Source organism: Amycolatopsis sp. CB00013, assembly GCF_001905755.1.
GTDB lineage: Bacteria > Actinomycetota > Actinomycetes > Mycobacteriales > Pseudonocardiaceae > Amycolatopsis > Amycolatopsis japonica.
Genome location: NZ_LIWC01000001.1, coordinates 227238 through 249842, shown reverse-complemented (window position 1 = coordinate 249842; position 22605 = coordinate 227238). Strand labels below are relative to the sequence as shown.

At 66.7% G+C, this 22605-nt stretch carries 19 protein-coding genes; 7 read left to right on the top strand and 12 right to left on the bottom strand.

The window, feature by feature from the left end:
• Nucleotides 1-494 precede the first annotated feature (494 nt).
• The 4 genes from AMK34_RS01070 to AMK34_RS01055 all read right to left on the bottom strand — a co-directional run bounded on the left by AMK34_RS01070 (nt 495) and on the right by AMK34_RS01055 (nt 7951).
• A complete protein-coding gene (locus AMK34_RS01070) occupies nt 495-827 on the bottom strand; it encodes a hypothetical protein (RefSeq protein ID WP_073842345.1) in 333 nt (110 codons plus the stop codon).
• A gap of 435 nt (nt 828-1262) precedes the next feature.
• A complete protein-coding gene (locus AMK34_RS01065) occupies nt 1263-6503 on the bottom strand; it encodes an NACHT domain-containing protein (protein WP_073842344.1) in 5241 nt (1746 codons plus the stop codon).
• 451 nt (nt 6504-6954) lie between these two features.
• A complete protein-coding gene (locus AMK34_RS01060; protein WP_143202309.1) occupies nt 6955-7305 on the bottom strand; it encodes a hypothetical protein in 351 nt (116 codons plus the stop codon).
• Between the two features lie 31 nt (nt 7306-7336).
• Complete coding sequence (locus AMK34_RS01055; RefSeq protein WP_083649704.1) at nt 7337-7951, bottom strand: SMI1/KNR4 family protein; 615 nt, start codon at nt 7949-7951, stop codon at nt 7337-7339.
• Nucleotides 7952-8381: 430 nt separating this feature from the next.
• Between AMK34_RS01055 and AMK34_RS42935 the strand changes: the two genes are divergently transcribed.
• Nucleotides 8382-8552 (top strand): hypothetical protein, encoded by a 171-nt coding sequence (locus AMK34_RS42935; RefSeq protein ID WP_158073268.1) that lies wholly within the window; start codon nt 8382-8384, stop codon nt 8550-8552.
• Between the two features lie 295 nt (nt 8553-8847).
• Here the strand turns inward: AMK34_RS42935 and AMK34_RS42430 are convergent, their stop codons facing one another.
• Genes AMK34_RS42430 through asnB form a run of 8 tightly spaced genes read right to left on the bottom strand, consistent with a single transcriptional unit; the run spans nt 8848 to nt 16007 of the window.
• A complete protein-coding gene (locus AMK34_RS42430; protein ID WP_143202308.1) occupies nt 8848-9147 on the bottom strand; it encodes a hypothetical protein in 300 nt (99 codons plus the stop codon).
• A 4-nt stretch (nt 9148-9151) separates the two neighbouring features.
• On the bottom strand, nt 9152-9772 hold the full coding sequence (locus tag AMK34_RS01045) for a LysE family translocator (protein ID WP_241832655.1): 621 nt from the start codon (nt 9770-9772) through the stop codon (nt 9152-9154).
• 33 nt (nt 9773-9805) lie between these two features.
• Nucleotides 9806-10729: an ornithine carbamoyltransferase gene (locus tag AMK34_RS01040; protein WP_073842340.1), complete on the bottom strand. Its 924-nt coding sequence runs from the start codon at nt 10727-10729 to the stop codon at nt 9806-9808.
• A 14-nt stretch (nt 10730-10743) separates the two neighbouring features.
• A complete protein-coding gene (locus tag AMK34_RS01035) occupies nt 10744-11784 on the bottom strand; it encodes a pyridoxal-phosphate dependent enzyme (RefSeq protein WP_073842339.1) in 1041 nt (346 codons plus the stop codon).
• 3 nt (nt 11785-11787) lie between these two features.
• On the bottom strand, nt 11788-12045 hold the full coding sequence (locus AMK34_RS01030; protein WP_073842338.1) for a CDGSH iron-sulfur domain-containing protein: 258 nt from the start codon (nt 12043-12045) through the stop codon (nt 11788-11790).
• Nucleotides 12045-13055, bottom strand: coding sequence for an iron-containing redox enzyme family protein (locus AMK34_RS01025; RefSeq protein ID WP_073842337.1), 1011 nt, complete (start codon nt 13053-13055; stop codon nt 12045-12047). Before AMK34_RS01025 ends, AMK34_RS01030 begins: the two co-directional genes overlap by 1 nt.
• A gap of 37 nt (nt 13056-13092) precedes the next feature.
• Nucleotides 13093-14157: an ornithine cyclodeaminase family protein gene (locus AMK34_RS01020; protein WP_073842336.1), complete on the bottom strand. Its 1065-nt coding sequence runs from the start codon at nt 14155-14157 to the stop codon at nt 13093-13095.
• A gap of 20 nt (nt 14158-14177) precedes the next feature.
• A complete protein-coding gene (gene asnB, locus AMK34_RS01015; RefSeq protein ID WP_073842335.1) occupies nt 14178-16007 on the bottom strand; it encodes an asparagine synthase (glutamine-hydrolyzing) in 1830 nt (609 codons plus the stop codon).
• A 391-nt stretch (nt 16008-16398) separates the two neighbouring features.
• Between asnB and AMK34_RS01010 the strand changes: the two genes are divergently transcribed.
• From AMK34_RS01010 to AMK34_RS00985, 6 genes are read left to right on the top strand one after another with little or no spacing between them, the layout of a single operon-like run.
• On the top strand, nt 16399-17715 hold the full coding sequence (locus AMK34_RS01010) for an AMP-binding protein (RefSeq protein ID WP_083649702.1): 1317 nt from the start codon (nt 16399-16401) through the stop codon (nt 17713-17715).
• Nucleotides 17712-19448 (top strand): prenyltransferase/squalene oxidase repeat-containing protein, encoded by a 1737-nt coding sequence (locus AMK34_RS01005; protein WP_073842333.1) that lies wholly within the window; start codon nt 17712-17714, stop codon nt 19446-19448. Before AMK34_RS01010 ends, AMK34_RS01005 begins: the two co-directional genes overlap by 4 nt.
• Before the next feature lie 28 nt (nt 19449-19476).
• Nucleotides 19477-19884 carry a hypothetical protein gene (locus AMK34_RS01000; protein ID WP_038514948.1) on the top strand — a complete coding sequence of 136 codons (408 nt, stop codon included), beginning with the start codon at nt 19477-19479 and terminating at the stop codon, nt 19882-19884.
• Nucleotides 19881-20183, top strand: a complete 303-nt coding sequence (locus tag AMK34_RS00995; RefSeq protein WP_038514950.1) for an acyl carrier protein — start codon at nt 19881-19883, stop codon at nt 20181-20183. Before AMK34_RS01000 ends, AMK34_RS00995 begins: the two co-directional genes overlap by 4 nt.
• Nucleotides 20180-21193, top strand: a complete 1014-nt coding sequence (locus AMK34_RS00990; RefSeq protein WP_073842332.1) for a class I adenylate-forming enzyme family protein — start codon at nt 20180-20182, stop codon at nt 21191-21193. Before AMK34_RS00995 ends, AMK34_RS00990 begins: the two co-directional genes overlap by 4 nt.
• Nucleotides 21193-22602 carry an amidase family protein gene (locus AMK34_RS00985; protein WP_073842331.1) on the top strand — a complete coding sequence of 470 codons (1410 nt, stop codon included), beginning with the start codon at nt 21193-21195 and terminating at the stop codon, nt 22600-22602. The genes AMK34_RS00990 and AMK34_RS00985 overlap by 1 nt, the downstream gene beginning before the upstream one ends.
• Nucleotides 22603-22605: the final 3 nt, after the last annotated feature.

Genomic DNA, 22605 nt, shown 5'->3' with positions numbered 1-22605 from the left:
GTCGGCGAGCTGATCCTTTGTCCACTGATCGGCGTGGTCGACCACGACCAGCGCGGTTTGCCACACCGCACCCCGACTCGGATCCACCCGAACGCGCGACGGACATCGACGACCGCCCACCCCACCTCGACGGACTCACGCGCGAATCGCGCGGCGAGCCAACTCCTGCCCTTGCCCGCACGGCCGTAAGGGACGACAAGGGACAGGTTACCGGGTACGTCGCGACCGAAGTTTCCCTTGCCGAACGGCCGGGAACGGAACGGACGACCCCCGACCGCGCATCGAGAAGATAGTTCGGACTAGCCCAGATCGGGCCGTCTCGAGACGCCATCCAGTCTATACGGAGCTCTAGGGCATAGCCCGGACCACCGGGCAGGAAGTGAACTCCCTCCGTGAATGACGTTGGTCTGCACCACCGGAGCATGGACAGAGCCGTCGATGCGGTTCCCGTCGCCGCCGTGCTCCACGACCCTGCACTGGTCGGCAACAGCGATTCAGAACGTGATGCCGCCGCTGATATCGCGCGCTTGGACCACGTTGCCGTGCACGGTGCCCGAGATCTGGTTGGTCACGCCGCTGTTGTCGGCATTTTGCTGCCACAGGGCACGCAGGCGTTCACTGAAGTCCGGGTCGGCCGCCTCCGCCTGCTCCAACGCGCCGCCGAGGTCTCGCACCTCGACCGAGTCTTCGGCCGCCCCCTCCGCGGCTTCGAGCACCGCTGTCGCCACCTCGTCGTCCGCGAACTGCTGCTTGATCAGCTGGTACAAACCCGCGATGGCTCGCCCAGCCGCAGCCGCAGCGATGGACACAAGAACCGGATCCGGCACATTCGCTCCCTCAGTCGTACACGACCTGACCCAGTCGACAGTACCGAGTGGGTTACCTCGTTGGCGTTCGCTGGTATCCCGACCCCTTTGACCGGGGCGACCGCGTCGATGACCGTGCCGATTTCCTGGTGATCACGGTTGGCCGCTGAGTCAGCCCTATCGCCAGTTCGAGTGGCCGGGCGGCGGCGTCGTGCGACCACAGGGACTCGGTCGCGAGTTCCCCCTCGACACGACGTCGGTCTTTACGGCTCCGACGTTCGCTACACGTTAGGGAACATCGGGCGCCGGACCAGGCCTCACTCTTCGTAGTCGAGAGTCGCCTTGTCAGGCCAGTACTCGTGCGTCATGAACCGGGCCTACATCGGGCACGTATCCTGCCGATCCGCTGGCACGTACGGCGGTTCGAGCCGCCGCGCCCGGCTTCGCCGCTTTCGATCAGGACAGCTGGGCAAGGACGTCTCGCGCTTCCGACCGGCAGAGACTGCTGAACAAGGCCAGACGCTCCGCCGCCTTCACGCGGATGTGCCGAGGAACGCGTTCGTCGTGTGCCAGTTCCCGGCATACGATCGCGGCGGTCTCGCCGTAACCACGGAGCAGCCAAGCCGATGCGTCCGCGCACCGTAGTCTGACCGCCGGCTCGAGCTCCTGCTTCTCGGCCATGGCGTGCAGCGCTCTGGCGGCCTCGTCAGGCTCGTACGCGCCTAGTGCTTCGAGAACTTGAAGCCGGGCCCTCGGGTTCTCGGCAGTTTGAAGCCGACGGAGCAAACTAAGGGTTTCGCCGCGTAGGTCGGGCCGAAACTCTCCCAGAACCCGGGCGGCGTCGACCCTGACTATGACCGGGATCATCTCGTCGGACATCATGCCCTGAAGCCGCACAGCCGCGAGCGCTCGACCGCGCACCCCGAACCTGGCGAGCTCTCTTGCTGCACGCCATCGAAGGGGAGGACGGCAAGACTTATCTCCCGCGATACTGTCAAGAACCTGCGCACCCCGCTCGCGGTCATCACATTGATGATTGCGAAGCCAATTCGCTGCCAACCATCGCGCTGCTGGACCAGTATGCTCTCCGTCACGGATCGCTCGGATGTCATCCAGTCGATCAAGCGCAAAGAGTATGCGCAGGCGAACCTGGTCAGCGACACGAACGTCGGAGATCAGTCGGGAGAGACGGTCGCGGTCCGGGCCGGGCAGTGACTCGGAAACCACTAGCCGGAGAAGGGTGCCTGCAGCAACCTTTTGCTGCCATGGTTGATCTTCCGCGTCAAGCGTGCGTCGTGCGTCAGCGACGACACGCGTTCTCCACGCCGGGTCAAGCTCCGCTAACGCCAGCAGCACGTTGTGCTTCGGCCGCCCGCTTCCGTTGAGTTTCTCCAGGAGACCGACAGAGTCACGAGTAAGCCGGGGCGACAGCTCGGCAAGCCTGGCTGCGGCCTCGACACGTTCTTCCCATGAGGCTTCAGGGGCGATCACCGTCTCTCGGAGGACGTCCTCGACCTCCGCCGCCACCGACCTCGCGTCGTGCCAGTAGTTGACTGCTGAGGGCCAAGAAGTGACTGGTGCTGCGCGCTCGCCGATTGTTGCCCTCGAGAGGTCTCTAAGTTCCCTAGCAGGTAGATACTGAGCCGCTTTCTGACGGGTCTTGTACGAGGTCGACGGGTCGTGAACGATGGCGCGTGCGAGCGGTACTAGCTCGAGCGAGGGCAACGATAGGTAGTCAAGCCAGCTGAGCACATCGGCACGCTCGGACTGCGGGAAGAGAGGACTACAGACTAGATGCTGGAGCACCGAGATCACGGCGCCATACTGGTCCGGTTCGAGCCTTACGAGCTGATACCCCGCCTCGGCTCGGGCAGTGACGGGCAACTGCTCGTCGTCAAGCACTGACCTGTGGAAAACGATCGCGGCGTCTGTCGTCGACGGATCGAGTTCCACAAGTCGCATGATCGCCTCAGTCCGCCACGTGAACTCGAGGAATTCGTCCGTTGCTTGTGAACGTATCTCGGCCAGCGCTTCCTCACGGAGGTCGGCTGCTTCCTCGGCGATCGCCATCGCGCACTGCTCGCGCAGCCACCGGCTCGAAGTGGGCTCCGAGACTGCCGATCGCACGTCGTCGATGACGTCCGCGCCGAGCGTGCGCAGCTCGCGCACGTGCTTGATCCAAGTACTGGCCGCGATGTCGTATCGGAGCCGCAGGATCGTGCTGACCGCGGTAGTGAACTCCGCGGCCTGAGTGCGTGCCACGATCATGGCGGCCTCGCAGCGGGAAGACGGAGGGGTTTTCTCGTCGACGAAGCAGGCACGCAGAGCCGCGTCGACGTCGGAAGCAGGCATCTCCAACGAAGTCAAGGCCTCGGCAGTCTCGCAGAGAAGCGTCGCCGAGGTCACGGAATCCGACACCGCAGACCTGAGGCAGGCTGCCAGCGCGGTGCGCAGGCTGACGCTTATGTCTGAAAAGCTGCTGACTGCGGAGTCCAATTCACCGGCTGGTATCTCCTTGTGCTGGATGAGGTCCATGAAACCGTCGACCGCGACCTGATGATGGCTACGTCCGAGGTTGACCAGGTTATGAGCAGCGGCGACACGATGCCGCACTCCGCGCTCCGGATCCCGCAGGACTGAGGTGAAAGCCTCTGCTGCCGCCGCCTGGAGATCAGTATCGCCTCCGACAAAGCTGCCCTCCGCGCGATGCGTCTCCCAAACAACCGCCGCTTCAGGACCCATCAACGCGAGAAGGGCGTTTGATGCCTGGTGACGCAGAGCACTGCCGAAAGACCTGAGTTCACGCCAAGCTATCACGCGGACGTCCGGGGTGGTCGCCCAGTTCGACGCTACTTCGACCAGATACCGGGCTGCCTCGGCCTGAAACTCCGGTCCGAGCCGGATCAGCTCTCGACCTGCACGGATCCTTCTGTCAGGTTCGACGTCTCGTGCCATGAGGTCACCCCGCAGGGTACATATCGCCGGAGCTCGATATGGCTCACCGAGGTCGGCGAGTTTGCCCAGCGCGATGATTCGCTCGAATCCCGGAGCAAGAGGATGGCGAGCGAGCCGCTCCAACTCTCGTGCTGCTTCGGCGTGATGTTCGGGGCCGAAGTCCGCCAAGGCCCTGGCCGCCCAAAGCCGGTTGTTCGTGCTGGCCAAACGGTCTGCCAATACCTTACGCAGCAATACCAGGGCCGATTCACGGAATTCCGGCCCGAACTCCGCGAGCGAACTCGCGATGTTCACACGAGTGGCTGCGATTGTCTCTGGTGCTTTCGCCGAAGCCAGAAGAAGATTTCCTGCTTCAACCCGATAGAGAGGTCCGAGGTCGCTGAGCAACCGGGCGATGAACACCATCTGGGGGTTGCCGACCAGACGCTTGTCGATGAGACGTCCTTTGAGGGCGGCGGCCGCTTCTGCGAGGTGATCTGGTCCCAGAGACGCCAAACCGAGTGTCGCGTCCCGAAGGCCGGCGATCGAGCCGTTCCGCTTTGTGACAATCCTGCGGAAAACGTCGGCACATCGGTCATGGAACTCAGCGCTGATTTCGAGGAGCCCCATGGCGGCATCGACCATGTCGCTCTCCGAAATCCGGGGCTCTTCGAGGAGCTGGATCAGCGCTTCGATCGCCTCGCGCCGTGGCTCCGCGCCCAGACCGGCGAGCACGGTCGCGGCACTGCGGGTCTGCCAAGCAGTTGTGGCGGGATTGTTCAGTACCGAGCGCAAACCGCTCACGGCGCCAGCGTGCTCGGCACTGCCGCAGTCGGCGAGCGCCTTCGCCGCTTCGAAGCGGAACTCGACTGAGATCGCCTCGTTCCTCGTGATTGTTCGCAGCAGCGTGAGCGCTCCGCGGCGATCAGAGCCGTAGAGCCGGGTGGCCAGCGCTCGTGCCGCTTTGATCCGCGATTCCCATGGCGCTTCACTGTCTCCCATGAGGTCGCACAGCCACTCCGAGAGACCGGGGTGGTGTGCGGCGCGGCTGACCTGGGTCAGAATGACACCGGACGGATACTGCGTGGTGGACGCCCACCCTCGTGCCGTGGCCAGGAAGGCCTCCGTTGTTTCGGTACTCGCCGGTGCGTGCCACGCGAGAAGCCTGGCCGCCAACACGTGCATCGCTCCATTGCCCGCGTGGAGGTGTCGGATCAGGCTATCGGTTTCCGCCGAGTGCAGGCGCGTGTAATGGAGAAGCACAAGCCGAGCGTGCCGACCACGTTCTTCCAGGCGTGCGGCGTGGAGAAGACGAACGAATTCCTGGCACCCCGGGTCGAACTCACCAGGGAGAAGGCGCCCGTGTGCGGTGGCAGCGAGATGCTCCGCGAAGCTGTGGTGCAAGAATCTGAGGTCTCCGCCACGTGAGTTGAAGGGACCGATCGCCGCGAGATAGGTCGTCAGCTCTTCTTGCCAGGTAGTGGTCGCGCAGGCCTCAGGCAGATGTTCGCTGATCCAGGTGCAGGCCGCTGTCACTAGGGAGGTGTCCTGTTCGAGGCGGACCCTGCCCAGGTGTTCCAGAAGACTTTCGCGCAGGTGATCCCACGATGAGGGCGCGGCCGAGCGAGCGGAACGCAGGTAGGTCAGGTATGCCTCGTAAAGCTCGTACCGGTTGTCCGGCAATCGGCGGTTGTAGTCCTGCTCGAAGATGATCGCGGCGATCGTCGCGAGGAGCGGGATACGGATGAGTTCGTCCAGATTGGCCTCGTGGACCTGTCTGACGAACCTTTGTGCGACGTTTTCGTCGAACCAGTTGGCGGCGAAGGCGCGAAGCGCTTCTTCATCGAACGTCAGTAGTTCGTAGCGTGCCCCGCCCGCTACTTGGAACGGTGCCAGTGCGAGCCCTGCGATCGGCCGGCTTGTCAGTACAACCCGGAGGTGCGAAGAAGCCACATCCGACGCCCAGGTGCCCAGGACCCTGATCAGACGGTCCCGCTGATTCCCGTCGGCCACCTCGTCCAGTCCGTCGACCAGCAGCAGCCAGCGGCAGCCCATAGCTCGCCTGGCCAGCGTATCCGCGTCGACGGGAGACGCCAGCAGTGAGCCGTACTCGGCCAGCGCGGTTTCGGCCAGGGCTTGAAAAAACGGCAGGTCGAGTCGCATGGCCAGTTCTCGTGCGGTCACTCTTAGCGGGATCACCGGTTCGGCGAGCGGGGCGTCGCCGTCGGAGGACCACCGCGTGGCGATGTCAGCCGCCAGCCGCAGTGAGAGAGTCGACTTTCCCTGTCCAGGTCCGCCAGTGATCAGCAGGTGATCGTCGTCGTCGAGCGCGGCGCGGACCGTCCGGGACGGCGGGCGCACCACCAACCTGGTCACCGGTCGAGCAGGGACGTCGATCAGCTGGCCACGACTGTCCAGCATCGGGACCGGACGCTCCGGCTCCGACGGCTGGCTTTCGGACCCGCTGCTGATGTCCTGACGGACGTACACCGCCGACAATGACGGCCGTTGCGCACCTGGCAACCGGTACGGAAAGTCCTGCGCGATCTCGACCTGGGCGTGCAGCAGTTGCTGTATCGACGGCGGAAGCTCCGGCAGGTCGTCCCAGCTGTCGGGCGGGTCGGCCGCCAGTTGCGGCCCGGGCGATGGCGCCGCCAGGTGGATGTGCAGTCCACCGTGCACCAAACCCGCCTGAACCGCGGCACCGGTGAGGTCGCCACTGACATCCATCCGGTTCTCGATCGGCCGCTCGTCGCGTCCCACCCCGAACTCCTCCCGCCGTGCGGAGGATGTTCTCACGGCCAGCGAGCCCGGCGGAGAAGACACAAGCAAAGCACTGCAGAAAAGTTGTTGCACGAGACCAGTATGTTGAGGTGGTCGGGGGCCTAGCACCCGCTCGCTGTCGGCCATGGTGGCCTCTTACAGAGGGATCGCCCGGCCCAGATCACCCTGTACGTGCCGAACCTCACCCACGGTGATATTCAGGCGACCGGAGCGCGTTCGAAGCCGTCCCAACGAGGAGCAACGAGACCACGGACCTGCGGAAGCAGAAGAAACGCCTGGGCACGAGCCGGTCCGATTTTCCCGACAAGGAAGTACCCACCGTCGACTGCAAGCACACCCGACTACCGATCGTTACTTCAGTCGAAGTCGTGTGGTTAGTGAGCAACTCCCCCTCGGACACACGCATTAACCCTACGGGGTGGGCGGATGGTCACATCGACCGTCCGCTCTTTTGCGTTGTAGGCCATCTCCAGGCCGATCTCGCCGTAGAGCTCCTGAAGTCTTCCGGGCTCACGGTCCCGACCTGACGTCCCAGCTCGCCGAACGCATCGACCATCGCTTCGAGTTCGGCCCTGCCGATCGACTCCTCAGCCGGAGCACGCGCCAGATCCTCCTCAGCGGCGTCGCGCTCCTCCTTCGCCCGGTTCAACGGTTCGATCAGCGCTCCAGGATCCGCACCCGCTTCGATCGCCTCCTGAAGTCTTGTGAGTCGCGTCTTGGCCTGCGAGAGCCGCTGCACTTCCCCGGATCGCTCCGGATTCACAGCGACCTCCCCCGCCACCGTTGTGGACTGTGCGATTCAGCAGGTTCCCTTATGGCCATTGGAGCATGCCTTCGTCGTTGACCGTGGGATGCTTTTCACCGTAGGGAAGTTCGGCTTGACGGGTGTAGGCGTCCAGTCGTTCCGCGATCTCGGTGAGCATCTCGGTCACGCTTCCCCAGTGGGTCGCACTGAAGCCGTCTCCGGGCGCCATCGTCATGATCATGCCGTGGTCGGGGCCGGAGCGCAGGTCCACGCACAGTGAGGCGCCGGTGATATCACGGCAGATGGGCACGAGCGCGGTGCAGAACGGGCCTCCGTCATCGCCTGCGCAGTTCTGGTGCGCCTGGCCTGGACCGCAGCACGTCGGATCTGTGGCGGTGGACTCCGACACCCGCCGGTATTCCTCATGAGCGCGCCGCACCGCGAGCGGGACGAAGGCGTGTGGCACCAGGTCCCCGGCTCGTTGGTCGTAGCGATCGACGATGCCATCCATGAGCGCCCACCAGCCGACGAGGTCATCCGGGAGAGCGAGTCCGACGAGGCGCTGAAGCCCCCGGATATCGTCGGCAGGGCCGGGAGGCCGGATCTCGCGGGCGGTGGCTGGGGCGTGTTCCCGTAGCAGGTTCATGATCTGCTGCCACAGCTGGTTCACCGGTACGGTCACGAATACCCACCCTCTCGTCGTCACGTCCGGGCTCGACGCCGGTGAGATGCGCCCGGACTTCCGGACGCACCTCGCTCGCCATGAACCCAGCGTGCCCGATTCCAGGGCGTGATCGGAACCCAGAAGCGTTTCTGGTCGTTCGGGTCCAAGACCTTGTTCCACTGCGAAATCAAGCGATCCATGTCGAGGATCCGATGGGTTTGTTCGAAGGAGCGCAATCGGTTGCCGGCTTCCGAATTGTGCTGCCTGTTCACCCAGCGCACAGCAAATTCGTCCCGGTACATGACCCTCACCGACATCGAGCGCAACAACTTCCGCTTCGACGCCGTCTCATCCGTCTACGTAGCCACACCGACCGACCTCAGCTGCGACCTCGAACTCACTCTCGTAACCGGTGAACCCCGCAGCATCCACATCACCGACCCCACCAGTGACCAAACCACCCTCGACGAAAGCCCAGACCGGGTTCACCCACACCCTGCACATCGTGGAAGGCATCGCCGCCGAAGGAAAACGATGGATCGCACGCGACCCATACCTCACCAAGCCCCTCGAAGGACTCACTGACGAGCTCGTCCGCCCCGACCCCGTCGAGCACTGACGGCGCGAAGCCCACCGAAGGTGTTACGGGATCCTGCGAAGCAACAGAATCACCGGCGCCGTGTCGACTCCGAAACCGCAAAGGCGCCGATCCGATCGATCGGCGCTTTTGCACGTATCCCCAACGGGGTTCGGACAGCAACCACGCGTCCTCCCAGCTCTCTGAGCTGCGGATTTCCGCCACTCTCAGGATCAACCGGCTCCGCCGAGACCGCGGCGGAGCCGCGTCATGAGCAGCGTCCGATCTGGTCGCTCATCGTCGACGGCCTCCTCAGCGGAGCTTCACAACCCGGTCGTCAAGAACCGGACCCCGGATAGCTGTCCCGCACGGCGAAGGTCACTTCGCCCACCAGTGCGCGGGCAGCGTCCAGCGCGTTGTGAAGCGTGTCGATGTCGCATTCCGTTCCGTGCCGCCGGAGTTCGATCAGCGACACGGCACAGGTGAGGGCGCTGTCGACCGCGGCCATCAGTGGATCACCGGACATCCGCAACACGCCTCGGGCCCGTTCGACTGCGTCGACGGCACGCCCCACCTCGCTGCGGGTTCCGACGAACTGCTCTTGCCACAGTGCCGATTCTTCTTGTCGTACGGCCACACCGTCACACTCCCACCAAGGCCATGACTCCGAGTCCCAGCAAGATCACGCCCACCACCGAATCCAACGATCGCTTGACCCGCGGCCGGTTCAGGAACGGGTGGAGACTGCCGGCCGCGAAGGCGAACCCGAACAACCACAGGGCGCTCACCGTGACGTAGATGGCGAAGAGGACGAGCTCCGCGCCCAGGGCCGATGCGGCCGAGCCAGGGAGGAACTGCGGAAGAATCGACAGGTAGAACAGGCCGATCTTCGGGTTCAGGCAGTTCATGAGCAGCCCGCGTAGGAAGAAACCCGTGCTCCGGCGGTCTTCGTGTTTCGGCGCGGACGTGGACGCCGTCACCGCGGACCGCAAGGCCGTGATGCCGAGCCAGATCAGATAGGCCGCACCGATCACGGTCACGATCCGGAAGGCCACGCTGCCATTGGCCAGCAGCGCGGCCAGCCCGGCGACCGAAGCGACGCCCCACAGGACGATGCCGAGCAGGACGCCGCCGGCGGTGCGCACCGCCGCCGGACGTCCGGCGGCGGCACTCGTCTGGAGCAGCAACGCCTGATCCGGCCCCGGCACGATGACGATGACCGCGGCCGCGGCGGTGAAAGCGAGCAAAGTAGCTGTCGTCAAGCGGTCCCCCCGCGTTGTTCACTCACGAGCCGTTCATCGAGCGTCGCGGTAGATCCACTGCAGGATCGCGACCGCGCTGCCGTACTTCATCCGCGCCTGTTCCCAGGCGATCGATCGGTCCCCGTCGAGCACCGATCCCTTCACCTCGTCACCGCGGTGCGCGGGCAGGTCGTGCATGAACACCGCGTTCGGCCACCGGGCCATGACTTCGTCGTCCACGTGGAACGGACGGAAGTCCTCCCGCCAGTCCGCGCTCGGCTTGGCCGTCCCCGTGGTCTGCCACCTAGTCGTGTAGACGACGTCGGCGGTGATGTCGACGGCGTCGAGGTCGTGGGTCTCGTGGAAACGGGATCCCGAGTCCGCGCCCTTTTCCTGCAACGAACCGAGCAGCGCGGCGTCGAGCCCGTAGCCCTTTGGCGTGGCGAAAACCACTGTGACACCGTGATAGGTGCTCAGGATCTTTCCCAGCGCCACGGCCGTGTTGTTCCCTTCGCCGACATACAGCACCGACAGGCCGTCCACCTGGCCGAAGTGCCGAAGCATCGACGCCGCGTCGCAGACGCCTTGAGTCGGATGTTCCTGCGCCGCCATCGCGTTCACGACCGGCAAACCGCTGCTGTGGGCCACCAGTCGCATGTCCTCCAGCGGGCCCGCGGTGCGCATCACCAGACCGTCGAGCATCGCGCCGAACATCCGGCCGGTGTCGTGCAGGGACTCGCCGGTGTTGAGCTGGAGATCGTTCGGGCCATACGGTATGACCGAGGCCCCGAGCCGTAACGCGGCCGAGGTGAACGCTGTCCGCGTGCGCGTCGAGGTCTTGGCGAAGTAGATGCCGAGAACCTTGCCGGAAAGCCGTTGTGCCAACGGTTCCGGCCGGTCGAGCACGCCGGCGGAGCGCTCGACGATTCCGTGCAGGTCCTCGGTGTCGACGTCATCGAGTGAAAGAAAACCGACCATGCTGTGCACCCCCGTCAGATCAAGACCAGTGAATTGTCAACGACCCGCGTCGAGCGCACCTCGGGGAACTCCCACTCCGCCCTCGACGTGAGTTCCTTCGCACGGCGCCAGCCCGGCGAATAGATCGTGTCCTCGTAACGATCGCCGCCGTCGGGACAGACGACGACCACGTGCTCGGCGCCGAGACCCTCGCCGATCCACCGCAGGGCACCGGCGACCGCGGCGCCCGAACTGCCGCCGACCCGGACGCCCAGTTCGTTCGCGACCCAGTCGCACGCGGCCACCGCCTCGGCCGCGGTCACCTTCACGTTCAGGCAATCCCGCCCGTCGACGAAGGACGACGTGCGGCTCGCGCCGATCCCGTTGAGGCTGCGGGACGCCGGCGGGCCGCCGAGCGCCACCGAGCCCACCTCGTCCACCGCGACGCAACGCCAGGGCAAGCTGTTGTGCTTGACGTAGTCGGTGAACCCGCGCACGGTCCCCCCGGTCGACACGCCGAGGAAGACGTCGAGTTCTCCGTGCGGGACCGCGGAAGCGATCTCCGGAGCGGTCCCCTCGGAATGCGCGCGGGGATTGGCCGGGTTCTCGTACTGGTTCGGCCACACGAGCAGGTCTTCGACCGCCATCCGGTCACGGATGTAGGCCAGCCGGGAAAGCAGGTAGCCGCCCGTCTCGTCGGGATTCGTCACTTCCACGATCTTCGCGTCCGCGCTCCGCATCTGCCGCACGAGCTTGCGCGACGTCCGCGGGTCGACGACCGCGGTGAACTCCACCCCGCAGATCTGGGAGTACCTCGCCAACGCGACACCGAGATTCCCGGACGTCGACTCGATGATCCCGCCGCAGAGCATCCCCGACTCGAAGATCGAGGAGAGCAGGGAGTACGCCACTCTGTCCTTGATGGACCCGAACGGGTTCTCCTGTTCCAGTTTCAGCCAGAGATTCGTCGTTCTACCGCGATATCTCGTCACGGCGTTCAGCATCGGGGTCCGCCCCGGCACCGGGCCGTGCAGTTCACTCGGCAACGTCTTCCCCTCCCCCTTGTACCAGCTCACTGGTCACGTCCGGTTCGACCGATCTCCATGGGTCACGCCCCTAGCCCAGATATGGCTGCCGTCGCAGAACGGCTTCTGCAGTGAACGCCCGCAACGGCAGAGCGCGATGGTCTTCCGCTGCGGATCTATCGGCTCGTCGGTCTGACTGCGCAGGTCGTAGTCACCGCGGATGATGACCGGCCCGTCCTCGCACACCACGACCGTGGCCGGAGCGGACTTCTGCACCGCGGCCCCGTTCCGGTCCGGTTCCCGGGCGTCCATCAGCCCGCCGCCGATGCCACGACACGGAGAGAGGACTCCCCCCGTTCCCAGGAGGACAGCAGGTACTCGTTGGCCCGTGCGCCCAGTTCGGCCGTCACGACGGCGCCGAAGACCAGGTCGGACAGTTCACGTGGGTTGCCCCGCACGAACTTGCCGCACATGTCGTAGGCGGCGAGCTGCTCATGGACGGCGTCGGCCACGATGTGCTCCTGGAAGAACAACCACGAGTCGTCCGACCCGTTCAACCGCTGCAGACCGTTCCGGAAATTGCGATTCACGTAGTGGGAGCCGATTTCCGTCATCGCGAGGTTTCCGAGCAGCGCTCCACGGTGACGACCATAGGTTCCGAAATAGGATATCACGTTGACGTTCGCGAGCGAACAAGCCGGAACGTCCTCGAAATACGCGCCGAATTCGGTGTGCATGCCGAGCTCGGCGAGGGTCAGCTCGAACAACTGGGAATGCAGGCGACCCGGAATTCCGCCGCCGTACTCGTCGGCCTGGATTTCCACCAGAGCGGGTTTACCGCCACCGCGCACCCGCGGGATGACGAGGCTGTGGTGGTCCGCCTCCATGAGGCTGTAGACGGACCGGTGCATGAGGAACTCCTGGAACTGCTCCATCGTGGCGTCCTGCTTGAGATACCGCGAAAGAGACCGCCCAGGGCTCGGTTTCCCGAGTTCCATCAGGAACCCGGGGAGCTTGTCCACGTCCACCACCGGAAGCGGTCCGGCGGTTTCCCGTAGTTCACGGGCGAAGCGGGCTTCGAGCCGCTTGCGTAACTCGACCAGCGAGGTATCCCATTCCCAGGTCTGCGCCGCTTCGCCGAAAAGGCAGTACTGGGGGCCATAGCACAAGAACAAACTCAGCTGCAGGTCCTCGTCGGAAATGGCGTCCACATAGGTCGCCGAAATGGCTCCCAGGATTGATTCGTCGCCGTCCTCCGGAGGACGCTGGAAGACCCGGACGAGGATTTCGCTCACCGGACCGCGATGGTTGGGCAACCGCACCTGAACTCCCTGAATCGATGGCGGTGGAACTTCCGGATCACACGAGCTCCAGCGCCTGCCCGATGTCCGCGCCGCTCGCCCGGCGCAGGACCGCGCCGAACAGCGCCACATCGAGAATGCCGAGCCCGAACGGGTTCACGACGACGTAGCCGGTGTCCGGCCGCTCCGCGACGGTGTCGCCGGCGAGCAGTTCGCCGAGCGTCGCGGTGATCGATGGCCGGTCTTCCCGCACCTTCGCCGCGATTCGCCCTTCGTTGACCAGACGGCCCAAGGGACGCCGGGGGTTTTCGACGATCAGCTGGACGTCGTCCACGAACAAGGCGGAGGCGCCGGTCAGGACCTCGTCGGTCAGATCGCCGAGCGAGACGTTGACCAGGAGCGACCCGGGCCGCACCCACTCCGGCTGGACGTACCCCTCGGCGACGGTGGTCAGGAACAACGCCGTTTCCGCGTCGGCCATCGCCTCGGCCGGTGTGGCCGCGACGGAGAACGAGACTCCCGGATGCCGTGCGGCGAGTTCGGCGGCGAGACTTTCCGCCACCGGCCCCCGCACGTCGCACAGGGTGATCCGGCTCAGCTCCGGGCATCGCGTGAGGAGCAGGGCGAGATGCACCCGCGCCTGAGTCCCGCACCCGACGACGGCCAGCGAGCGCGTCGCCCGGTACCCGGCGGCTTCGACGGCGATCGCGGTGACGGCGGCCGTCCGCACGGCGCTGAGCACACCGACCTCCATCACCGCGGTGACCCTTGCGGTCCGCGGGTCGAAGCAGAGTCCGAGCCCACCGGCCCTTTCCAGGCCGAACTCCGGATTCGACACGCTGGCGTTGATGATCTTCATGCCGTAGGCGCCCTCGGCGCCGTTCTCGAGCACCGCGCCCGGCATGCCGATCGAGCGGCTGTAGGCGCCGTGCCGGTTGGTCCAGGACAGGTACGCCTCGCTCGGCAGGATCGTCCGGCCGAAGTGATGACTCACCAGCGCGTCCTTGACCGCGGCCACGACGTCGATCCCCGCCAGGCACTCGACGACGTCGGCCCGGCTGAGGAACCGCACCGATTCCGGGGCGGGTCTCGCGAGGACGTCGGCGAGCCACAGGTTTTCCATCTTTCCTCCCGACGGTCTGGTCACGAGTTCCACAGCTCCCGGTACCACTGGGCGAGGCTCAGCACGGTCTCCAGCGGGTTGCGCCGGAGCTGGGTGTCGAAGTAGCCCTCCGGCCTGCTCAGCAACTCGCGCAGCGCGCCCGCGTCGACGATGTCCAGCGCCGGCGAACGGTTCTCCGCGAGGAGGGCGCCGACGCGCCGTCGCAGATCCTGTTCGTACCGGGTGTCGGCGGTGGTCGGATATGGGCTCTTTTTCCTGCTGAGGACCGAATCGGGCAGCAGACCGGCCGCCGCGCCGCGGAGCACGCTCTTTTCCCTGCCGTCGTAGGTCTTGATCTTCCACGGGATGTTGTGCACGTACTCGACCAGGCGGTGATCGCAGAAGGGCACCCGCACTTCGAGTCCGGCGGCCATGCTGAGCCGGTCCTTGCGATCCAGCAGCACCGGCAACCAGCGCGTGAGGTGCAGATGACCGAATTCGCGCATTCGCCGGTCTTCGGCGTCTTCTCCCGGCAGGTACTCGACCTCGCCGATCGCCTGCCGGTAGCGGTCGGCCCGGTACTCGCCGAACCGCGTGTGCTCGCGGAACTCCGTGGTCAGCATGTGTTCGGGGACGAACTGCATGGTGCTGAGCCAGGGAAAGTCCGCCGTGGCGACGACCTCGGGATCGTGGAACCAGTTGTAGCCGCCGAACACCTCGTCCGCGGACTCACCGGACAGCGCGACGGTCGACTGCTCGCGGATGGCCGAGAAGAGCAGGTACAGCGAGGTGTCGACGTCGCCGAAGGTGAGCGGGAGGTCGTGCGCACCGAGTACCGCGTCCCGGTTCCCGTCCTGGGTGAGGGCTTCGTCCGGCAGCTCGATGGTCCGATGTGCCGCCCCGAGATGTTCGGCGACCTGGAGGGCGTACGGATTGTCCCGTTCTGGCCGGAAGGCACTGGCGCGGAAGTGTTCGGCGCTGTCGACGAAGTCGACCGAGAACGACCGGACCGGTCCTTCGCCCGCCTCGTCGAGGACGGCCGTGGCGATGGCGGTCAGCGCGCTCGAATCCAGGCCACCGGAGAGGAGGGTGCACAGCGGAACGTCGGTGATCAACTGCCTGCGCACGATGTCGACGAGCAGCTCGCGGACGTGGGCGGCCGTGTCCGGGATGTCCTGCTCGTGCGGAGCGGTCGGCAGTTTCCAGTACCGGGACAGCCTGCTGCCGTTGCCGTCGACGGTGAGGACGTGCCCCGGCGGCACCTCGTAGAGGTCGTGGAACGGGGTCACGCCGGGGGTCTTGACCAGGCCCAGCAGATCGGCGAGCCCCTGGTGATCGAGCCGGGCGGTGAACTCCGGATGGGCGAGCACCGCCTTCGGTTCGGACCCGAACAACACGGCGTCGCCGGACCGGGCGTAGTAGAGGGGTTTGACGCCCAGCCGGTCGCGGACCAGGAGCAGCCTCCGCACGCGCGGATCCCACAGCGCGAAGGCGAACATCCCGTTGAGGCGTTCGACGAAACTCTCGCCCCATTCCAGATAGGCGTTGAGCACCACCTCGGTGTCGCCGTGGGTGCGGAAGACGTGGCCACGTGAGGCCAGTTCCGCCCTCAGCTCACGGAAGTTGTAGACCTCGCCGCTGTAGCAGAGCACGGCGTGCGGATCCTCGGGCGCACCCGCGACCATCGGCTGCACACCGCGGCGCACGTCGAGGATGGCCAGCCTGCGGTGACCGAGTCCCACATACCGGTCCGACCACAGCCGTTCGTCGTCCGGCCCGCGGCGGGCCAGCGTGCGGGTCATGCGTTCGAGATCCGCTTCTTTCCACTCGTTGGGACGGCTGAGATCGATCCAGCCGGCGATTCCGCACATGACGCTCCCTGTCTTAGAGGCATGCTGGGTCTGCTCGATTCCCTCGTACGCTGCCACGACGAGTCGTTCACCCTGGCGACACGTGCTATTGGCTCGGCGCGACGGGGTGGACGAAAGAGGGTGTTTGACCGACCATGTCGGCGATATAGTGCAGACGAACGCACGACGACAACTGCCGGTAATTCATCTGGTCGAGGACTGTACTCAGCGCCCAACAGGGCCCGTACCGCCACCAGAGTGACGTCACCGGCGATGGAGACAAAGGTCGCTTTGTCTCGCCGGACAACTTGCGTGAAGTTGGCGTTTAGTGCTAAACTTCGTCGGCGTTCTAATCGCCATGGGGACACAAGGGGATCATCGACTGAGTTCATTTCCTGGGGAGGAATTGTCCTTGATCATCAACAGCAGCGATCGGTTGCGCCTGGTGCAGCACGCAGGCGACGAGATCCGCGACCAGCAGCGAAGCCTGCCCGACAAAGGCTTCTACCTGCGAAAACTATCCGAGACATGGCAGCGGGCCGGACGGACCGAGGCCTACGCCGGCCTCCCGGAGTACTCCTTTGCCCGATTCGAGAAGCTCGGCACCACCAGTAAGCATCGCCTCAAGAAAACCCCTTATGAATTCCTGGCAGCGCCTATCGACGCGGCGGCAAAATATTATGAAACGACCGGGACAACCGGACTGCCGACGCCGACTCCCCGGCTGGCGGAGGACATAATCTGGAACACCGTTTCGGTGGCCGAAGCCTGGCGCGATCTGTTGCCGGATAATGAACGCGTATTGATTATGCTGCCGTCGGACATCGTTCCCGTGGCGGACCTTATCGTCGGTGTCTGCGAGTACCTCGGGCGCCCCCACACACGGGCCTATCCGTTCGCCACCGGGATCTCCGACTGGGACCGGCTGATCGGCTTGTGCCGCTCCTTCCGGCCGACCACCGTTTTCGCCGCGCCCGGAGTGGCATTGCAGTTCAGCAGACTGGTCAAACAACGCGGGCTATTGGCGGAACTGAGCGCCGACGTGAATCGGATGATGCTGCTCGGCGAAGTCAGCACCGCGCCGTTCCGGGCCCGCCTCGGCCGGTGGTGGGACGCCTCCGCGCTGGACGCGAGTTACGGCAGCACGGAGACCGGCACCCTGGCCGCCGGCTGCGCCAGGGACCGCCTGCACCTGCTGACCGCCACCAACTACTTCGAACTCGCCGACGACGACGGAACGGTCCGCCCGCTGCCGGAATCCGGCGCCGGACGGCTCGTGGTCACCCCGCTCAACCTGCATGCCCGGTGCGTGCTGCGCCTGGACACCGGAGACGACGTGCGCTTGGGCGCCCAGTGCGACTGCGGTGACCGCGCCCCGGTGATCGAAGTGGTCGGACGCGGTTCCGACGCCGTGGCCGTGCGCGGTGCGAAGCTCACCGTGCGCGCGGTCGAAGAGGTGGTCTACGGCGAGACCGAGGCGACCGGCTATCTGATGGAGACCGACGCCCCCGGCGCGTTCGCCCGCTTGATCCTGGAACGGGACGTGCACTGGGACCGGGCGGGGGAAGCCACGATGGCCGACCGCCTCCAGCATTCGTCCCGGGAGGTGCTCGGCCTGGAATGGGACGAGGTGCTCTTCGTCAACCAGCTGCCCGCGAGCACCAAGAGCGGCGCGTCCCAGAAGAGCTGGAAGCGTTCCAACTTCCGGGTAGTGGGAGCGCGCGGATGACCGCGCGCCTCGCTCCCCACGCGCCGAAGGGGGTCGCCGTCACCACCGGTGAAGCCGACCTGTGGTGCACCTACGCCGCGGTTCGCGCGGCCGCATGGCTGGACCGGACCGGCGATCTGCCCGGTCGCGCGGCCACGATCGGCTACCTGAGCAGCCGGCGCAACACCGATGGCGGGTACGCCTGGAGCAAGGGCATGGCCTCCGACGCGTGGGCGACGTTCTACTGCACCCAGGCGATGGCCGAACTCGGCGCCGAGATCCCCGAGCTCGACGCGACGCGGGGCTGGCTGCGCGAGACCTGGTCAGGTGACGCGTACGCGATGCTGCCCGGCCAGGCGCCCGACGTCTGGGCCACGCACTTCTCGGTGCGCAGCGTGGTCGAACTGTGCGGGGACGCCCCGCCGGACCTCGATCGGCTGGTGAGCTGGCTTCGCGCCTTGCAGGCGCCGGACGGTGGCCTCGGCTGGTCGCCGGAGCACGCCGGTGCCGCCGATTCCGACGTCCGCGCCTGCTTCTACGGGGTGATGTCCTGGCGGGCGCTGCGAACCGTGGACCCGGAGCTGGCGCTTCCCTGGGACGGTCCCGCGCTCGTGCGCTGGCTGCGGGATCAGCAACAGGCCGAAGGCGGTTTCCGGTTCGGTCCGTCGGCGGACATCCCGTGTCTGTGGGCCACCTATCGGGCGACGGCCGCGCTGGATGCGCTGGGCGCGGTCCCCGCGGAGAAACAGTCCTGCCTCGATTGGGTACTGGACCGCCGGACGGCCGACGGCGCGTTCGTCCGCTGGGCCGGTTACGACGTGGCCGACGTCTGGGCTTCGTTCTGCGCGATCGGCTCGGTGCGGTCGCTGGGCGCGGACACCGGCCCGCACGCCGGGCCCGTGCTGCGCAGGCTGCACGAGCTCTCCTGCCCCGCCGGCGGTTTCACCTACCGCGAACCCGATCAGGCCGGGGACGCGCTGAGCACCGCGGCGACCGCTTTGACGACGGCGGCCGACGACCCGCGGCAGGAGCAGTGGCGCACCTGGCTCGCCGGATGCCGTCTGCCGAACGAGGGCGGGGTCATGTACATGCCCGCCCGGGGCAGCGAAGTGCGGTGCACCCTGTGGGCGCTCGCCGCGGGGGCGGCCGACGCCGACCCCACCGCGCCGGCCGGAATCGCGGACTGGCTGGCGGATCTGCAGAACCCGGACGGTGGCTTCGGCTACTGGGAAGGCCGGGGATCGGATCTGGTCTCCACCGCGGCGGCGGTGGAAGCGTTGCGACTGCTCGGGATTCCGGTCTCCGAGGTGCTGGACACCACGCGCCTGGCGGAGTTCGTCCTGGGCTGCCGTGACGAACAGGGCCATCGGCACGTCCCGGGGGCGCCTCCCACGCTCAGGGCCGGGCTGCAGGCGTTGCGGATCCGGGAAGAGCTGGGCCAGGCCACGGCCGGCGAGCTGGCCGCCCTGCTCGAACGCCACCGGGTGTCCAGTGGAGGGTTCGCCAACGTCGGTTCGCGCATGCCGGACCTGCTGAGCACCTACGAAGCCGTGGTGACCGCGGACCGGCAGGGCATCTTCGTGGATTTCGCCCGGCTGACCGTCTTCCTCGACCGGCTCGTCCGGCCGGAGGGCATCGGGTGGACCCCGCTCGCGCCGACCGGCGGCGGCGCGCTGGCCGACTGCCTCGGCTCACTGCTCCGCGAACGGATCGAGGGACGCCGCGCGGACCTGCCCGCGCTCACCCTGTCCTGAAGGAAAACCCTTCCATCCTGGGGAAATCATGCCCACCATCACCATTCGCACGACCGCGCTGTCCACTACCGAACGACGGGCCATCGCCGTCCGGCTGACCCGGTGGTTCGGCGACCACGACAGCGACCGCAAGCATGTGGTCGTGCGGTTCGAACGGACCGAGGAGGGCACGGTGTTCGTCGGCGGCCTCCCGGTCGAAGCCCTGCCACACGAAGACGAAGGGTTGCACCACGCCAGCGTCGTCTGCTGTGTGTCCGTCGGACGGGACGAAGCCTTCTACGAAGAACTCGCCACCGTGCTCGCCGACTCGCTCGGAATGACCGCCGGAACTCCGTTCCTCTATCTGGAATTCCGGCCGACACCCAAGGAATCCGTGTACTTCGGCGCCCAGGGACGACTTCGTCGCGCGGACGCCACACTGAGGGGAAACCGATGACCTTATCCTCCGTCCCCACCCTCGACTCGCTCCAGCGCCGGACCCGGACCGTGCTGGCCGGCTTGTTCGGCCCGGAGATCGACGACCTTCCCGCCGACACGCCGCTCCCGGAAACACTCGGCGACCGCTACGACAGTCTCGGCGCGATGGAATGCGTGACCGCGATGGAAAAGGAGTTCGGCATCGAGGTCGACTTCGTCGAGCACGACGTCCGCTACACCTTCGCGCAATTGGACCGCATCGCCGAATTCGTCCACTCCCAGCTGGAAGACCGGGCCGTTTTCGGAGGGTCTCGATGACGGCACCGGAAATCGAGTTCCGCACGTCCGGGCACACGGGTTCACCCGCCGTTTGGCTGCGCACCCCGGACCAGCTCCGGGCCGAGGCCGGGCTGATCGCGGACGAACTCGTCGGCGAGATCGAGCAGATCGTCAGCTTCGCGCCGGTGGAGCACCTGTTCGGCCGGTTGTTCGCCCAGGTCCTGCCGGAGCTTCGCGGCGTTCCCGTGCATCACCTCACCCACGCGCCCACCGGTTTGCCGCCCGAGGTGGAGGAGAAACGGACACTGTTCGTCTGCCTGCCGTCGAGCTGGCTGGTGCTGCGTCATCTGCTCGGCAGGCTCAAGGCACTCCCCTCGGCGGTCGCCCTGCACGGCACCGGGCCGACGGTGCAGGCCACCGGTGAGGTGCTCGCCGCGTTGTCCGGCACCGGTTTCCGTGCGTTCGAACTGTTCGGGTCCACCGAAACCGGTGGGATCGCGCACCGGGAGATCACACCGCCGGGCACCGGGACGGGACGGTGGCGGCTCCTGCCCGACGTCGAGTTCGCCGATCCGAGCGCGGGTCCGGGACAGTGGCTCAACATCCGCAGCCCGCGGCTGGCCCGCCGCAGCGACATGGCGACCCGGCCGGACACGTGGCAGCTGCCCGACGTGATCCACCGCGACGACCGGTCCTTCGAGTTCCACGGGCGGGCTTCCGCGCTGATCAAGGTGAACGGCGAGCGCATCAACCTGGAGGAACTCGCGACCGCGCTGCGGAACTCGGCCGACGGTCTGGACGTGGCCTGCCTGCCCGTGCACGATCCCGTCCGCGCCGAGCACTACGAACTGTTCTACAGCTTCGATCAGGACCTCTCCCACCGGGAGATCTCCGCCCGGTTGCGGAAGGTCATGCACGACGTCACCCCGCCGCGAGCGGTGCACCAGGTCCGGCGCATCCCCCGGACCGCGACCGGGAAGATCGCGGTCACCGCCCTGTACGCGCTCACCCAGCAGGAATCCAGGCCGGCGCTGGAAGGAGCGAGCTGATGGCCGCGGCCCCCCGTCCGCGCCCGTCCGATCCCGCCACGTCGCTGGGCAGCTACGCCGAAAACGCGGGAATCGCCTATCCGGACGATCGCCCGGAGCTGCCCGATCTGCTCGAACTCCCGCTCGCCGAACGATGCGACCTGCACGACCGGGGCGAGTGGGACGACCGGAAATGGGCGGAGCAGAACGAAACCTGGCATTCCGTGGCCGACGCCCGCTACCGCGCGGTCACCTCACGGCGCGGCCCGCGATCAGGTACACCGCTGATCCGGATCGGCGTCAAGGACACCATCGACGTCGCCGGTCTGCCGACTTCCTTGGGCCTGCGGCACTACCGGCACCATCCGGTGGCGTCGGCGAGGGCGCTTTCCCGGCTCGACGGCGCCGAGGAGCAGGTGATCGGCAAGGTCGTGAGCACGGAGCTGAACATCGGCGTCGGCTCGGGCTGCGTGAACCCTTACTTCCCGCACATCGACCCCGCCGGCTCGAGCACGGGTTCGGGGGTCTCCGTCGCGGCCGGTCTCTGCGATCTCGCGATGGGCACGGACGTCCTCGGTTCGGTGCGCTGGCCCGCCGGGCACTGCGGCACCGTCGGCTTGCGGATGACGCACGATCCCGGGCTGCTGCACGGCATTTTCCCTTTGTCACCACCGATGGACGCGGTCGGCTGGGTGGCGCGCACGGCCGAGGACCTCGCGTTCCTGTGGCGGCGCCTCGGGCTGCGCGCCCTGCTCGGCCAAGCCGGGCAACCGGTTCCCGCCCGGTACCGCATCGGCGTGCCCGCCGACGTCCGGGACGGCTCGTGCGATCCCGAGATGCTGGAGACGCTGGACTTGGTCAGTGCAGCGCTGTCCGACGACGGCCACGAGCTGACCGACCTCCGGGTGGGGGACGATCTCTGGCGACGCCGCGGCGACGCCTGGCAGCTCTGCGCCCGGCAGGCGTGGGACGGCTACCGGCAGTGGCGACACTGGATCACCGTGCCGGTGCACCGGAGCACCGAACAGGCGCTGGAGGTCGGCGCACGGGTGACCGACGCCGAGTACACGGAGATCCTCGACGCGATGCACGCGTGCCGTCAGGCGAACGTCACCCGCTTCGGGGACGACATGCACGCCTGGCTGCTGCCGCTGGATCCCTCTCCCCCGCCCGATCTGCGGACCGGAAGCCCGGCCGCCACCACCATCCCGGCCCCGGGAGAAGCCGACTACGACCGGCGCATCGGGTACACCCCGATCGCCAGTTTCGCCGGACTGCCCGCCATCGCCGTGCCCGCCCGGCTCAGCCGGGTGAACCGCGCGCCGCTCGGGGTGCAGATCGTCGGGCCGCCCGGCAGTGAAGAACGGTTGATCGACCTGGCCCGGCGGGTACAGCTCCGGCTGAAACCGCCGGAGCTTCGCCCCGCGTGATCA